This window comes from Micromonospora sp. NBC_01740, from assembly GCF_035920365.1.
GTDB lineage: Bacteria > Actinomycetota > Actinomycetes > Mycobacteriales > Micromonosporaceae > Micromonospora > Micromonospora reichwaldensis.
On the sequence record NZ_CP109150.1, the window covers coordinates 2,730,491 to 2,745,242 of the forward strand.

General features: G+C 74.0%; 11 protein-coding genes. 4 read left to right on the forward strand and 7 right to left on the reverse strand.

Annotation, left to right across the window (positions count from 1 at the left end):
- The first annotated feature begins 1 nt into the window (after position 1).
- A complete protein-coding gene (locus OG989_RS13055; RefSeq protein ID WP_225852162.1) occupies positions 2–916 on the forward strand; it encodes an AEC family transporter in 915 nt (304 codons plus the stop codon).
- 53 nt (positions 917–969) lie between these two features.
- Here the strand turns inward: OG989_RS13055 and hutH are convergent, their stop codons facing one another.
- The 6 genes from hutH to OG989_RS13085 form a co-directional block, all read right to left on the reverse strand.
- Positions 970–2,505, reverse strand: a complete 1,536-nt coding sequence (gene hutH, locus OG989_RS13060; protein ID WP_151454395.1) for a histidine ammonia-lyase — start codon at positions 2,503–2,505, stop codon at positions 970–972.
- Positions 2,502–3,701, reverse strand: a complete 1,200-nt coding sequence (gene hutI / locus OG989_RS13065) for an imidazolonepropionase (protein ID WP_151454396.1) — start codon at positions 3,699–3,701, stop codon at positions 2,502–2,504. Before hutI ends, hutH begins: the two co-directional genes overlap by 4 nt.
- Positions 3,698–5,056 (reverse strand): formimidoylglutamate deiminase, encoded by a 1,359-nt coding sequence (locus tag OG989_RS13070; RefSeq protein ID WP_327030647.1) that lies wholly within the window; start codon positions 5,054–5,056, stop codon positions 3,698–3,700. The genes hutI and OG989_RS13070 overlap by 4 nt, the downstream gene beginning before the upstream one ends.
- A gap of 178 nt (positions 5,057–5,234) precedes the next feature.
- On the reverse strand, positions 5,235–6,437 hold the full coding sequence (locus tag OG989_RS13075; RefSeq protein WP_327030648.1) for an allantoate amidohydrolase: 1,203 nt from the start codon (positions 6,435–6,437) through the stop codon (positions 5,235–5,237).
- 55 nt (positions 6,438–6,492) lie between these two features.
- On the reverse strand, positions 6,493–8,151 hold the full coding sequence (gene hutU / locus OG989_RS13080) for a urocanate hydratase (protein ID WP_327030649.1): 1,659 nt from the start codon (positions 8,149–8,151) through the stop codon (positions 6,493–6,495).
- 17 nt (positions 8,152–8,168) lie between these two features.
- Positions 8,169–9,020, reverse strand: coding sequence for a MurR/RpiR family transcriptional regulator (locus OG989_RS13085; RefSeq protein WP_151454400.1), 852 nt, complete (start codon positions 9,018–9,020; stop codon positions 8,169–8,171).
- A 208-nt stretch (positions 9,021–9,228) separates the two neighbouring features.
- On the opposite strand from OG989_RS13085, the gene OG989_RS13090 reads away from it, so the two are divergent.
- Positions 9,229–11,178 carry a trypsin-like peptidase domain-containing protein gene (locus OG989_RS13090; protein ID WP_192581381.1) on the forward strand — a complete coding sequence of 650 codons (1,950 nt, stop codon included), beginning with the start codon at positions 9,229–9,231 and terminating at the stop codon, positions 11,176–11,178.
- 22 nt (positions 11,179–11,200) lie between these two features.
- On the opposite strand, the gene OG989_RS13095 is transcribed toward OG989_RS13090, so the two are convergent.
- Positions 11,201–12,046 (reverse strand): glycosyltransferase family 2 protein, encoded by an 846-nt coding sequence (locus OG989_RS13095; RefSeq protein ID WP_225852163.1) that lies wholly within the window; start codon positions 12,044–12,046, stop codon positions 11,201–11,203.
- Positions 12,047–12,428: 382 nt separating this feature from the next.
- On the opposite strand from OG989_RS13095, the gene OG989_RS13100 reads away from it, so the two are divergent.
- On the forward strand, positions 12,429–13,853 hold the full coding sequence (locus OG989_RS13100) for a hypothetical protein (RefSeq protein WP_192581382.1): 1,425 nt from the start codon (positions 12,429–12,431) through the stop codon (positions 13,851–13,853).
- Positions 13,850–14,737: a glycosyltransferase family 2 protein gene (locus OG989_RS13105; protein WP_327030650.1), complete on the forward strand. Its 888-nt coding sequence runs from the start codon at positions 13,850–13,852 to the stop codon at positions 14,735–14,737. The genes OG989_RS13100 and OG989_RS13105 overlap by 4 nt, the downstream gene beginning before the upstream one ends.
- The last annotated feature ends 15 nt before the right edge of the window (positions 14,738–14,752 follow it).

Consider the following 14,752-nt stretch of genomic DNA (forward strand, 5'->3'; position numbering starts at 1 on the left):
GGTGCTGACGGGGTTCGCCGTCATCGTCACCGTCATCGCCGTCGGCTACGCCCTCGGCCGCGGCGGGGTGCTGGGGCCGGAGGCGGCCACCGTCCTCTCCCGCGTCGCGTTCTTCGTCGCGACTCCGGCGCTGCTGTTCGAGACGGTGGCCCGGGCGGACGTGCCCGCGGTCGTCTCGTCCGCCCTCGTCGTCACGGTGGTCAGCACCACCGCCGTGGCGTCGGTGTTCGTCGCCGTCGCGCGGCTCTGCTGGCGTCGCTCCGTCGCGGACGCGACGATCGGCGCGCTGGCCTCGTCGTACGTCAACGCGGCGAACATCGGCATCCCCGTCGCGGTCTACGTCCTCGGGGACGCCTCGTTCGTCGCGCCCGTGCTGATGTTCCAACTGGTCGTCATGACGCCCGTCGCGTTCGCCTTCCTCGAGGCGGCCACGGCGGGAAGCAGGCCGTCGCTCGGCACGGTGGTGCTCCAGCCGCTGACCAACCCGGTCACCATCGCGTGCGCGCTGGGCGTCGCGGCCAGCCTGACCGGCTGGCTGCCGCCGGAGCCGGTCCTGCGGCCGATCGAACTCGTCGCGGCGATGGCGGTGCCCGCCACGCTGATCGCGTACGGCCTCTCCCTGCACGGCGCACCGCGGCCCGGCTCCGGCGACACCGGACGCGACGTCCGGCTCGCGGTCGTCCTCAAGACGGTGGTCCAGCCGGCCGTCGCCTACCTCGTCGCCCGCTTCGCGATGGGGCTGCCGCCCAACCTCGTGCTGGCCTGCACGGTCACCGCCGCACTGCCGACGGCGCAGAACGTCTTCGTCTACGCGATCCGCTACGGCCGGGGCACGGTCCTGGCGCGCGACTCGATCCTGCTGTCGACGGTGGCCGCCGTGCCCGTGCTGATCGGGGTGGCGGTGCTGGCGGGCTGACACCCGGCCGGCGCCCGGGCCACCGTGGCGCCACGGCGGCCCGGCGCGGGCCGTCAGTCGAGGGGGCCGATCTCGCGCTCGATGGCGGCGCGCAGCTCGGGCCCGGCCAGCACGGCCCGGGCGGCCTCCATCAGCGGGGCCAGGAAGACGTCCGGCCCGGGTTCCCCGGCGATCCCGCCGAGCGCCGCGACGGCCGCCCGCCCGGCCGGCGACGGGGTGAGCGGGGCGCGCAGCTGGAGCCCGCGTACCCCGGCGAGCAGTTCGACGGCGAGCAGGCTGGTCAGGTTGTCCAGCACGGTGCGCAGCTTCTTGGCCGCCGCCCAGCCCATGGAGACGTGGTCCTCCTGCATGCCGCTGGTGGGCAGCGAGTCCACCGACGCCGGCGCGGCGAGCCGCCGGTTCTCCGCGACGATCCCGGCCGCCGTGTACTGGGCGATCATCAGCCCGGAGTTGACCCCCGCGTCGGGGGAGAGGAACGCCGGCAGCTCCCGGGACCGGGTGACGTCGAGCAGCCGGTCCACCCGGCGCTCGGCGATCGCGCCCACCTCGGCGGCGGCGATGGCCAGGAAGTCCGCGGCGAAGCCGAGCGGCGCGCCGTGGAAGTTGCCGGTCGACTCGACGCGGCCGTCGGGCAGCACCACCGGGTTGTCCACCACCGAGACCAGCTCCCGCCCGGCCACCGTCCGGACGAAGTCCAGGGTGTCCCGGGCCGCCCCGGCGACCTGCGGCGCGCACCGCATCGAGTACGCGTCCTGCACCGCGTGCGCGAGGTCGTCGCGGTGCGAGTCCATCACCCGGGAGTCCTGGAGCAGCCGGTGGATGTTCGCCGCCGAGGCCGACTGCCCGGGGTGCGGCCGGATGGCGTGCAGCTCCGGCAGGAACGGCCGCTCCGAGCCGAGCATCGCCTCGATGGCGAGGGCGGCGGTGACGTCGGCCATCGTGAACAGGTGCGCGGCGTCGTGGATCGCCAGCAGCAGCATGCCGAGCATGCCGTCGGTGCCGTTGATCAGCGCCAGCCCCTCCTTGGCGGCCAGCCCGACCGGCGACAGCCCGGCCCGGCGCAGCGCGTCGGCGGCGGGCAGCCGCTCGCCGGCCGGGCCGAGCACCCAGCCCTCGCCGAGCAGCACCAGCGCGCAGTGCGCCAGCGGCGCCAGGTCGCCGGAGGCGCCCAGCGAGCCGTGCTCCGGCACCCACGGCGTCACGTCGTGGTTGAGCAGGTCGACAAGCGCCTCGGCGAGCAGGGGCCGGACCCCGGAGCGGCCGAGCGCCAGCGAGCGGACCCGCAGCAGCATCATGGCCCGGACCACCTCGCGCGGCATCGGCGCGCCCACCCCGGCCGCATGGGAGCGGATCAGCGCGTGCTGGAGCTCGGCCCGCCGCTCGGGCGCGACGAAGGTGTTCGCCAGCGCGCCGAAGCCGGTGGAGACGCCGTAGACCGGCCGGCCGGCGGCCTCGATGCCGTCGACGATGGACCGGCTGACGGTCATGGCGTCGACGGTGGCCGGGTCGAGGACGACCTTGGCGGTGCCGCGCGCGACGGCGAGCACGTCGGCGGGGGAGATCCCGGTGGGCAGGACGGTGACGGTCATTGGGGCACTCCGTTGCGCAGAACCTGGCGGATCAGTGGCACACCGGGCCGGTAGGCCAGGTGCAGGTGGGACGGGGCGTCGAGGATCATCAGGTCGGCCCGGGCCCCGGGCCGCAGCACCCCGACGTCGTCGCGGCGCAGCGCCCGGGCGCCGCCGGCGGTCGCGGCCCAGACGGCCTCCGCCGGGGTCATCCGCATCTCGCGTACGGCGAGCGCGACGCAGAACGGCATCGACGAGGTGTACGACGAACCGGGGTTGCAGTCGGTCGCCAGCGCCACGATCACGCCGGCGTCCAGCAGTCGGCGGGCGTCCGGGTAGGGCGAGCGGGTGGAGAACTCGGCGCCGGGCAGCAGGGTCGCGACGGTGGTCGGCTCGAATCCGGAGACCCACGTCTCGCCGGCCGAGGCCAGCGCGTCGACGTCGGCGTCGGTCAGGTGGGTGCAGTGGTCGACGCTGGCGGCGCCCAGCTCCACGCCGAGCTGGACGCCCGGCCCGGGGCCGAGCTGGTTGGCGTGCACCCGCACGCCCAGCCCGACGGCCTGCCCGCAGGCGAGGATGGCGCGGGCGTGGTCGACGTCGAACGCGCCCCGCTCGCAGAAGACGTCGATCCAGCGGGCGTGCGGCGCGGCGGCGGCCAGCATCGGCCCGCAGACCAGGCCCACGTAGTCGTCGGGGCGGTCGGCGTACTCGGCGGGGACCACGTGCGCGCCGAGGAAGGTGGTCTCCTCGCTGACCTCGGCGGCGATCGCCAACGAGCGGGCCTCGTCGGCGACGGTGAGGCCGTACCCGCTCTTGATCTCCATGGTGGTGGTGCCCTGCCGCATCGCCTCGCCGCGCAGCCGGCGCACGGTGGCCCGCAGCTCGTCGTCGGTGGCCGCCCGGGTCGCGCCGACGGTGGTCCGGATGCCGCCGCCGGTGTACGGCTGCCCGGCCATCCGGGCGGCGAACTCGGCGGCCCGGTCCCCGGCGAAGACCAGGTGGGCGTGGCTGTCCACGAAGCCGGGGAGCACGGCGGCGCCCCGGGCGTCCAGTCGCCGGTCGGCGGCCGGCGCGTCGCGGGACGGCCCGATCCAGGCCACCCGCCCCTCCTCGACCAGCAGGGCGGCGTCGCGCCGGATGCCCAGCGGGCCGCCCTCGTCGCCGGGCGGGTCGTTGGTCACCAGCTCGCCGATGTCGTCGACCAGTAGACTGCTCACGAGGTCACCTCCTCGATCGTCGCGGTCAGTTCGGCCGGCACGTCGACGGTCAGGTGCCGGCCGTCGCGCACCACCGTCCGGCCGTCCACCACGACCTGCGCGACGTCGGCGGCGCCCGCCGCGAACCAGACCCCCACCGGCGGTACGCCGGCCGTGCGCGGGCTGTCCAGCCGTACGGTCACCAGGTCGGCGCGCGCCCCCACGGCGATCCGCCCGGCGTCGCGCCAGCCCAGCGCGGCGTGACCGCCGACGGTGGCCGCGTCGCGCAGCTCGGCGGGGGAGAAGTGGCCGCGCCGGCGGGTGCGCAGCCGCTCGTCCAGTTCGACCGCGCGCGCCTCCTCGAAGAGGTCGATCACGGCGTGGCTGTCGCTGCCCAGGCTGAGCGGCAGGCCGACGTCGGCCATCCGCCGGGCCGGGCCGATCCCGTCGGCCAGGTCCCGCTCGGTGGTGGGGCAGAGGCAGACGCCCGTGCCGGCGTCCCCGAGCAGCGTGAGGTCGCCGCCGGTCAGGTGGGTGGCGTGCACGGCCGTGGTGTTCGGGCCGAGCGCCCCCCGGTCGGCGAGCAGCCGGGCCGGGGTGCAGCCGTGCGCGGCCCGGCAGGCGTCGTTCTCGGCGGGCTGCTCGGAGAGGTGCACGTGCAGGGGTGCGCCGCGCCGGTCCGCCCAGCCGGCCACGGTGGCGAGCTGTCCGGCGGGCACCGCGCGCACCGAGTGGATCGCCGCACCGACCCGGGCGTGGTCGTCGGCGGGCCGGAACGCGTCGACCCGCTCCGCCCAGCGCAGCGCGTCGCCGTCGCCGAAGCGCCGCTGCGGTCCGGCGAGCGGCTCCCCGTCGACGGTGGCGGTGAGGTAGCAGGTGTCCAGCAGGGTGATCCGGATCCCGGCGTGCGCGGCGGCCTCGACCAGCGCCGCGCCCATCGCGTTCGGGTCCGCGTACGGGGTGCCGTCCGGGTCGTGGTGCACGTAGTGGAACTCGCCGACACAGGTGATGCCGGCCAGCGCCATCTCGGCGTAGACCGCCCGGGCCAGGGCCAGGTACGAGTCCGGGTCCAGCCGCTGCGCCACCGCGTACATCCGGTCGCGCCAGGTCCAGAAGTCGCCGCGCCCGCCGTGGGTGCGCCCGCGCAGTGCCCGGTGGAACGCGTGCGAGTGCGCGTTGGCGAGCCCGGGCAGGGTCAGCCCGGGCAGCCGCTCGGCATCGGTCATGACCTCGACCCCGGCGGGCGGCGTGCTCCCGGCCGTCAGCGGCGTCACCCCGGTGATCCGCCCGTCGGTCGTCTCGATCAGCACGTCGGCGGTCGGCTCGGCGTGGTCGGGCAGCCAGGCGTACTCGGCCAGCCAGCGGGTCCCGGTCATGTCGTGTGCCCCCTGTCGAGCTGAATCGTCTGCGACATCAGTCGATCACGGTGGGGCCGGGTCGGCTGTGGTGCCGGCCGATCGCCGCCGGGCTGAGTCGTCTGCGACATCAGCTCGAAAGGGCCGCAACAGCGACCCCGGCCCCGCAGACGGGAAGGAGAACGTCGCCCGATCGTGGTCAGCGGCGGCATGCCAGCTCCTCCAGCACCCGGGCCAGGGCGGTGGCCCCGGCCGCGCAGTCGGCGTCGCTGGCCGACTCCGCCGGCGAGTGCGACACCCCCGTCGGGTTGCGCACGAAGAGCATCGCCGTGGGCAGGTGCGCGGCGAGCACCCCGGCGTCGTGCCCGGCTCCGGTCGGCAGCACCGGCGCGTCGAGCAGGGTCGCCAGCCGGTCGGCCAGGCCGCCGTCGAAGGAGACCAGCGGAGTGGCCGACTCCTCCGTAAGCGCCAGCTCCGTACCGTCGCGGCGGGCCCGCTCGGCGGCCTTCGCGCGTACCGCGTCGACCAGCCCCGTCAGCGTCTCCGGCTCGGCGGCCCGGGCGTCCAGCCAGCCGGTCACCCTCGACGGGATCGCGTTGGTGGCGTTCGGCTCGACCGCCACCCGGCCGACGGTGGCGTGGGCGCCGCGCAGCCGCGCCTCCTTGTTGGCCGCCAGCACCGTGAAGGCGTACGTCAGCATGGGGTCGCGGCGGTCGGCCATCCGGGTCGTACCGGCGTGGTTGCCCTCGCCGGTGAACTCGAAGCGCCAGCGGCCGTGCGGCCAGATCGCGCTGGCCACCCCGACCGGCGCGCCGGCGTCCACCATCGCGCGGCCCTGCTCGACGTGCAGCTCGACGAAGGCGGCGAAGCCGCCGAGCAGCTCGGGCCGGGCGCCCGCCGGCCGGGCGCCCAGCGCCTCGGCGAAGCTCACCCCGCCGGCGTCGCGCAACCCGGCCGCGCGCTCCACCGCGATCTCCCCGGCGAGCAGCCGCGACCCCAGGCACGGTACGCCGAACCGCGCGCCCTCCTCCTCCACGAACGCGCCGACCACCACGGGTCGGGCCGGCGCGACGCCGGCCGCGCGCAGCTCGTCGACGGCGAGGAACGCGCTGACGATGCCGAGCGGCCCGTCGTAGGCCCCGCCGTGCGGCACCGAGTCGAAGTGACTGCCCGTCAGCACCGCGTCGCCGGCCTCCGGATCACCCCACCGGGCGAACAGGTTGCCGTTGCCGTCGTCGGTGACCGGCATGCCCCGGCGGTCGGCCTGCGCGCGGAACCACTCCCGCAGCCGCAGCTCCGGCCCGGTCAGCGCGTACCGCAGGTAGCCGCCGCTGCCCTCGTCGCGCCCGACCGGTGCGATCTCGTCCCACAGCGCCCGGAACCGGCCGGCGAGGCCGCTCATGCGGTACCTCCGTTGGTCGCGACTGCGGGGCTCCGCTGCGCTGCACTCCTCGCGCTCACGGGTTGTCCCCCTCCGCCATCGGCACCCGCACGCCGGTGGCCTCCGCGACCTCGCGGGCGTCGTCGTAGCCGGCGTCGACGTGCCGGATGACACCCATCGCCGGGTCGTTGGTCAGCACCCGTTCGATCTTCTGCCCGGCCAGCGCCGTGCCGTCGGCGACGCAGACCTGCCCGGCGTGGATGGACCGGCCGATGCCGACCCCGCCGCCGTGGTGGATCGACACCCAGGACGCCCCGCTGGCGGTGTTGACCAGCGCGTTGAGCAGCGGCCAGTCGGCGACCGCGTCGGAGCCGTCGGCCATCGCTTCGGTCTCCCGGTAGGGACTCGCCACGCTGCCGCAGTCCAGGTGGTCCCGGCCGATCACCACCGGCGCGGAGAGCTCGCCGGAGGCGACCATCTCGTTGAACCGCACGCCCGCCTTGTCCCGTTCGCCGTAGCCGAGCCAGCAGATCCGCGCCGGCAGGCCCTGTAACGCGACCCGCTCGCCGGCCATCCGGATCCACCGCGCGAGGGACTCGTTCTCCGGGAACAGCTCCAGGATCGCCCGGTCGGTCGCGGCGATGTCGGCCGGGTCCCCGGAGAGCGCCGCCCACCGGAACGGGCCCTTGCCCTCGCAGAACAGCGGCCGGATGTACGCGGGCACGAAGCCGGGGAAGTCGAAGGCCCGCTCGAAGCCGCCGAGCTTCGCCTCGCCCCGGATCGAGTTGCCGTAGTCGAAGACCTCCGCGCCGGCGTCCAGGAACCCGACCATCGCCTCGACGTGCTTCGCCATCGACGCCCGCGCCCGGTCGGTGAACTCGGCCGGCTTCGCCTTCGCGAGGTCCGGCGCGTCGGCCGGCTCCACCCCCTCCGGCACGTACGACAGCGGGTCGTGCGCGCTGGTCTGGTCGGTGACGATGTCGATGTCGGCACCCCGGCGCAGCAGTTCCGGGAAGACCGTGGCCGCGTTGCCGACCACGCCGACACTCAGCGCCCGCCGGTCCCGCTTCGCGGCGAGCACCCGCTCGACGGCGTCGTCCAGGGAGTCGGCGACCTCGTCGAGGTAGCGGTCGTGCACCCGCCGGTCCAGGCGGGTCCGGTCCACGTCGACGATCAGGCAGACGCCGCCGTTCATGGTGACCGCGAGGGGCTGCGCCCCGCCCATCCCGCCGCAGCCGGCGGTCAGCGTCAGCGTGCCCGCCAGGGTTCCCCCGAACCGTTTCGCGGCGACGGCGGCGAACGTCTCGTAGGTGCCCTGGAGGATGCCCTGGGTGCCGATGTAGATCCACGAGCCGGCGGTCATCTGCCCGTACATGGTGAGGCCGAGCTGTTCGAGGCGACGGAACTCCGGCCAGGTGGCCCAGTCGCCCACCAGGTTCGAGTTGGCCAGCAGCACCCGGGGCGCCCACTCGTGCGTACGCATGACGCCCACCGGCCGGCCCGACTGCACCAGCATGGTCTCGTCGTCGCGCAGGTCGGTCAGGGTACGCACCAGCGCGTGGTACGACGGCCAGTCCCGCGCCGCCTTCCCGGTGCCGCCGTAGACCACCAGGTCGTCGGGGCGCTCGGCCACCTGCGGGTCGAGGTTGTTCATCAGCATCCGCAGCGCGGCCTCCTGGGGCCACCCACGGGCGGTGCGTTCGGTGCCGCGTGCGGCGCGGACGGGCTGGGTCATCTCGGCTCTCCTCCGGGTCATCCGAGGAACAACTGGCGGCGGGCGGCGGAGGCTTCGAAGGCCTCCAGCCGGCGCTGGGTGTCGGTCGGGGTGGCGTCGCAGATGGCCTGGAGCAGCACCATGGCCAGGGTCATCGGCGCGGTGTGCAGGTCGAAGACGAGCTGCGCGCCGACCGCGGCGGGCAGCACCACGTCGGCGTGCTCGGTGGCCGGGCTGACCGGTGAGTCGGTGATGGCCACCACGGTGAGGCCGGCGGCCCGCGCCTCGCGCAGCGCGTCCAGGGTCTCCCGGGGATAGCGGGGCAGGACGAAGGCGAGCAGGGCGCCCGCCCCGGCCTCGGCGGCCTGTTCGAGGCGGTCGGTGAGCAGGCTGCCGCCGTCGTCGAGCACCCGTACGTCGGGGTGCACCTTGGCGGCGAAGTAGGCGAAGTAGGCGGCCAGCGGGGCGGCGGCGCGCAGGCCCAGCACCGGCAGGGGGCGGCTGGCGGCCAGCAGCCTCCCGGTCTCGGCGATCCGGTCCCGGTCGGCGAGCTGCCCGGCGAGGCGGTCGAGGTTGCCGATCTCGGCGCGTACCGCCTGCTGGAGCTCGTTGTCGGCGCCGGTCGCGTCGCCCGGGGCGCCGGCGGACAGCTCGCGCAGCCGGCGGCGCAGCGCGGGGTAGCCGTCGTGGCCTAGCGCGACCGCGAACCGGGTGACCGACGGCTGGCTGACCCCCGCCAGCTCGGCGACCTCGGCCGCCGACAGGTACGCGGCGGCCGGCGCGTGCTGCACGAGGCAGTGCGCGATGCGGCGCTGGGTGGGGGTGAGCCGGACCCCCTGGAACAGGTCCAGCACCCGCTCGGTGGGCGCCACGACAGCTCCCTCATTCATGCCGCGACTCTATGCATGAAAACTTTCACAAGCAATGCGGCGACGCCAGTCCGTGGCGTTACTTCTAATGTGGACAAATGCGCTGACTTCGGACCGTGTTCGAGTCGCGACGGAACCGGTGCGGGCGCTGTCCGCCCGACGACCGGCCGAGGCCCGCGCGAGCATCGCCTCTGTAGGATCCGCACGGCGGTCGAGCGGAGGAGTTGGCATGCAGCCGGATGGCCCGTACAGGTTCACCCACATCCTGGGCACCTGCCAGGTCGGGAAGGCATGGGCGGCCATCGACGCGCAGGGCCGATTCGTCACGGTGGCCGTGCTCGACGCTGTCGTGGCGAACGACCCACGCTGGCGGGAGGCCTACTCGGCCATGGCGAACGTGCTGGCCCAGGGGCCCGGTGGCCAGGCCTACACGTACGCGGACTTCTCGGCCCCCGCCCCCTGGGTCGCCTATCCCGCCGAGGCCGGCCCCGGCGCGGAGAAGCTCCTGCGCGCGTTGGGCGTCGAATACCACCCGGTGTCGCCCGGGCCGGACGCCCCGGCACCGGTGTCTGCACCATCCCGACCGGTGTCCTCCCAGCCTGCCTCCACGCCCCCGCATCCGGTGTCCGGCGCGCCGCATCCGACGTCCGCTCCGCCACACGCCCCGTGGGCGGTGCAGGCCGGACCGATGCCCGAGCAGAGGGAGGCGTCGACCCCGAATCCGGTCTCCGCCGCGCCCTCCTGGGACGCGCCGACCACCGTGACACCCGCGCAGCCGGTCGCCAGCGCACCCCTGTCGCCGGCAGCCCAGCCGGCCGCTGCGCCGTACGACCCGTTCTCCGCGCAGGCTCCCCGGATCAGGCCGTCGGAGCCGCCCAAACGACGTGCCGGCGTCTGGATGGGCGTCGCGGCCCTCATCCTGGTGGTCGCCCTCGGCACGGGTGCCGCGGTCTGGGTGCTCGCCCCGGGCGAGTCCGCCCAGCCCGGGCCGACCCCGACCGTGGGTCCTTCGGCGTTCCCCAACGGGGCCGCGGTCAACCCGGGCCTGAAGCCCTGGGCGCAGGCGGCGCCGTACAGCCCGGAGGAACGGGCGTTGGCCATCGCGGCGCCCGCCATGGTCTTCATCGAGGCGGTCTTCACCGGGGTGCTGCGGGAGACGAAGTCCAACGTCCCGCTCAGCGCCACCCCCATCACCTTCAAGCGGCGGTGCACCGGATTCGTGGTCAATGCGAGCGGCCAGGCGCTCACCAACGGTCAGTGCGTACGGCCGGCGGAGGACGCCACCCGGGAGCGGGCGCTCTACACCCTGGGTCGGATCCTCATCGAGCAGAAGAAGCTCACGGCGTCGGGCCTGGACCAGTACGTCCGCACGAGGATGGCCACCACCAGCTTCACCGGCAACGAACCCGGGACCGAGCCCACCAACGAGGTGTTCGGGCAGCTCAACGTGGCGCGCGGCGACCTGACGGCCGACCCGGCGGCGCCGGTCGAGGTGGTACGCGTCCTTCCCGTCGACAACGGCAACCTGGCGCTCGTGAAGCTCACCCAGACCAACGTTCCCGCGGTTGAACTGAACACGGAGGCCACCCTCGGCTCCGGCACGTCGCTGCTCGTGCTCGGGTACAGCACCACCGACACCGACTTCCGGGCCGCGACCTACACCCTCCAGTCCAAGTCCGTGCAGGTGGCCGGCACCGCCAACCAGGGCGCGGTCGCCGTCGCCCGGATCAACGGCGACGTCGGCATCTACTCACACGGGGGCATCGCCGTCGACACCAGCGGTCGGGTCGTCGGGGTGCTCGACAACGACCGGGCTGCCAACGGCGGAGCCAACCGCGCCCTGGTGCCGATCCAAGTGGTGACCGGCCTGCTCGGCGAGGCCGGCGTCCAGGGCGGACTCGCGGATCCGGACCGGGTGTACCGCAGCGGCTTGGATGCCTTCTTCGCCGGCCGGGACGCGGAGGCGATCAGCCGGTTCGACACCGTGACGAAGTCGTCGCCCACCAACCTGCTCGCTCAGGCGTACCGGCAGAACGCTGTCGACCGGGCCCGGCTGGCGGGGGAGGAGCCCGAGTCCTCGCGACTGCCGGCCGCGCTGCTCGCGGGCCTGGCGGCCGCGCTGCTGGCCGGACTCGTCGTCGCCGTGGTGGTGCTGTCGCGCCGCCGGTCCGGTCGCTGACGCTCCGCGTCCGGCCCGCGGGTCAGCGGGTGGAGTCGTCGCGCCCCCAGGCATCCCGCGGATGACGTCGTGACCTGAGCACGGCGGCCACCGTGATGGCCACGTACACCACCGCCGCCGGCGCGAGCCACGGCCGGGGAAGGACCACGTCGCGAAGCCAGGAGGACGGCGCGGAGGCACGGATGCCGGTGTGACTGGTCCGCAGCATGGTGTTGCCGGCACGTACCCGGGCCAGGGTCCGGACCAGGTCCCGGGTGCGCCGGGGGGCCTGCACGTAGGACGTGGCGCCGGTCACCTCACGCTTTTCCTCCGAGGAGAACTGCGAATCCAGGAAGAGGTCGTCGGCGATCTGCTCCGGGAAGCGGTCGAACCGCTTCCGGCCGGCGGCGGAGACGCCCATCGCGCCGCGGCCGAAGAGCGCGTCCGCGAAGATGGGCAGCCGCGTGTTGATCGCGTAGTAGGCCCGCACCGCCAACGACCGGCCCTTGGTCACCATGTGGCGGCGGGGCATCACGGCCAGCGGCGGCGTGCCGTCGGCGGGAAGCACGGCGGCCATCTCGCGCAGCGCGCCCGGGCTCAACACCACGTCGGCGTCGAGGTAGATCCGGGGGAAGCCGCGCGCCACGGAGTCGCCCACGTTCAGCGCGTTGGACTTGCCGGCTCGGGCGACCTCGACGACCCGGACGCCCGGCCGACTGGCGGCGACCGAGGCGGTGTCGTCGGTGCAGCCGTTGGCAACCACGACGATGTCGAGTTCGCCAAGCGCGGCGTCGGCGAGAAGCGCGTCGAGGCAGTCCCCGATGACCCGGGCCTCGTTGTGCGCGGCCATCACCACGCTGATCGTCGACAGATCACCGGGGGTAGTCACATCAGTTCCACACTTCCGCGATGGTCGGGAAGCCTGCTCCACGGCCGTCGGACGGGCGGTCCACGTCACGTACCCGCCTCGAACCGGGCCCAGGCACGGCGGTAAAGCTTGCCGGACGTCAGGGGCATGCCGCAACACCGGTTCCGGCCGTTCCTACCGTGCGGAAACCCGACACCTCCGTGTCGCCGGTCGCTGGTATCGTCCTCGTGTTTCTGAGGCGGGGCCAGGCAGAGCAGCGGAGCATCCGCGACCTCCCCCCGCCGCAGGGCACGACTGCCGATGGTGGATCGGCGAGGGACTGGGCAACGGGGGCCCGTCAGCTGACCTGCCCGCGTTGTCGGCTGCTGCCGCGGCTGACACTGATGGGAGAGGCGCACCCGCGATGGAGATGCTGACCACACCGGAGCGGCGACCGCCTCTTCCTCGGGGGCACCGGGCCGCGCCCGTGCCCCGCCACGAACAGGCGGCGCGTCACCTGGCCACCGTCGCGCTGGTACTGGTCGCGGTGAAGCCGCTGCTCGACATCGGTGAGAAGGACGCCGGTGGTGGCTTCGACCTGGGGGTGCTGCTCACCACGCTCGGCGCGCTGTGCATGGTCACCGCGCTCGGTGTCGTGGCGCTCGGCGCTCGGCGCCTGCCGCCCCGGCCCCTCCTGCTCATCGCGGGTGGGCTGACGTTGTTGCTCGTGCTCTCCGCGGTCAGCTACCTGGCCGTCCCCGCCCGCGAGGAGCTGCTGGACCTCTTCGACGTCCGTCGCTACTCCATCTACGGACCGCCGCAGGTGCCCACCAGCGCCATCCCGGCCGAGGCGGTGCGGCTGGTCGTCGGGTTCGCCCCGATCGCACTGCTCGGGCTGATGCTCATGCGGCGCGACTGGTTCCCGGTGCGCCGGCTCGCCCTCGTCGCCGGCGTCGTGGTGGCCGGCGCGGTCGTGCACTGCGTGCTCGCCTGGCTCCAGGTGGCCGGGGTCATCCCGTACTCGTTCTACTTCGAACTGGCCAACTGGGAGAAGATCGGGCGGGCCTCCGGCGGCTACTACCACCCGATGTCGCTCGGCCGGTTGTTGATGTTCTCGGTGTTCCTGGTCTACGTCCTGGGTGACCGGCTGAAGGTGCCGGTTGCCGTCCGGTACGCGCTGATCGGCCTCTTCGTCGCCACCGGCGTTGTCTCCCTGCACCGCTTCACGATCCTGTGCCTGGGCATGATCGTGGCCGTGTTCGAGGTGCGGCGTCTCTTCGGCATGGTCAGGGCCCGCCGCACCGGGAGGACGAACCGCCGGGCCGTTCTGGCGGTCGGCGGCGCGGTGGCGGCCGTCGGCGCGGTCGCCGGGACGCTCTGGGGCGGTGCGATCTGGCGGCGGGCCGAGGTCACCCTCACCGAGGTGGGGTCGCTGGACGTGCGGTCCGACACCTTCATGCACGGCCGGGGCGCCATCTGGAACGACCTGGCGGAGATCCTCGGTCGTTCCCCGTGGGACGTCCGGCTCCTCGGGTTCGGCTACGAGCCCTGGGACATGCACAACGACATGCTCCGGGTGCTGGTCGTGTGGGGGATCGTCGGCGTCGTCGTGACCGCCGCCGCCCTGGTGGGGCTTTACCGGTTCGTCAGGGGACGGGTCGACCGGCCGGGCCGGCTCGCCCTGGCGCTGCTCTTCCTGACGCTCGTCGTCTTCGGTCTCACCCAGAAGCCGCTGGCCTACCCGTACTTCCTCTGGCTCTTCTTCTTCGGCCAGCTGGTGGTCCTCGCCGTCCACGGGAAGGACACGGGGCAAGAGGACCGATCCGTCGAGAGCGGGACGACACGGTGAACCCGTCGCTGCCGTCGTCGACGTACGGCCTGCCCAGGCAGGGCGGCCGACCTCCCGGGACGACCGAGACCACGGCCGCCGACGCACCCACGACACCGCTCGTCCGGCCGACGTTCTCGGTCTGCATCGTGGTGCGCGACCGTCCGGCCCTGCTCGTCAACGCGGTGCGCAGCGTCCTGGCGAACACCTTCGGCGACTTCGAGGTGGTGATCGTCGACGACGGGTCACGGATCCCGGTCGCGCAGGTGATCGCGGAAGCGCGCCTTTCGGCGGACCGCCGGGTGCGGGTGGTCACGCAGCCGCCCACCGGCATCGCCGAGGCACGCAACCGGGGCCTGCGGTCGGTCATGGGCAGGTACGTCACCGTCCTGGACTCCGACGACGAGCTCACCGCCGACGCGCTGGCTCGGCTGCACGACCTGCTGTCGAACTCCGGTGGCTCGTGGGTGTACGCCGACTACACGGAGATCCGCCGGGGGACGTCCCGCTGCATCCGACTGCCCGAGTACGCCTCGGCGGGACGCATGTCGCTGGGGGTGTTGACGCGTCCCCGCCTGCCCTTCAAGCATTCGGGCACCACGATCGACCGTGCGGTGCTGGACCGGATCGGCGGATACGACGAGAGCTTCCGTCTCTTCGAGGACGTGGAACTGATGCTGCGTGCGCTGCGTGCCGGCGTACACCCGCGCCACCTGGCCCATCCGATCGTGCTGTTCCAGCGGCACGACGGGAACGTCACCCGGGGACGGCTAGGCGGGCTGGTCTTCTGGTTCCGGCTGATCGACATGTACCGCCCGTCGAAGTGGCCGGGGGTGGCGACGGCCATCAAGGCCTTGCGGACCCTGAGCGAGACGGGCAAGTGGCTTGTCACCCTCGGCCGCTGACCTCCACGCCGCCGA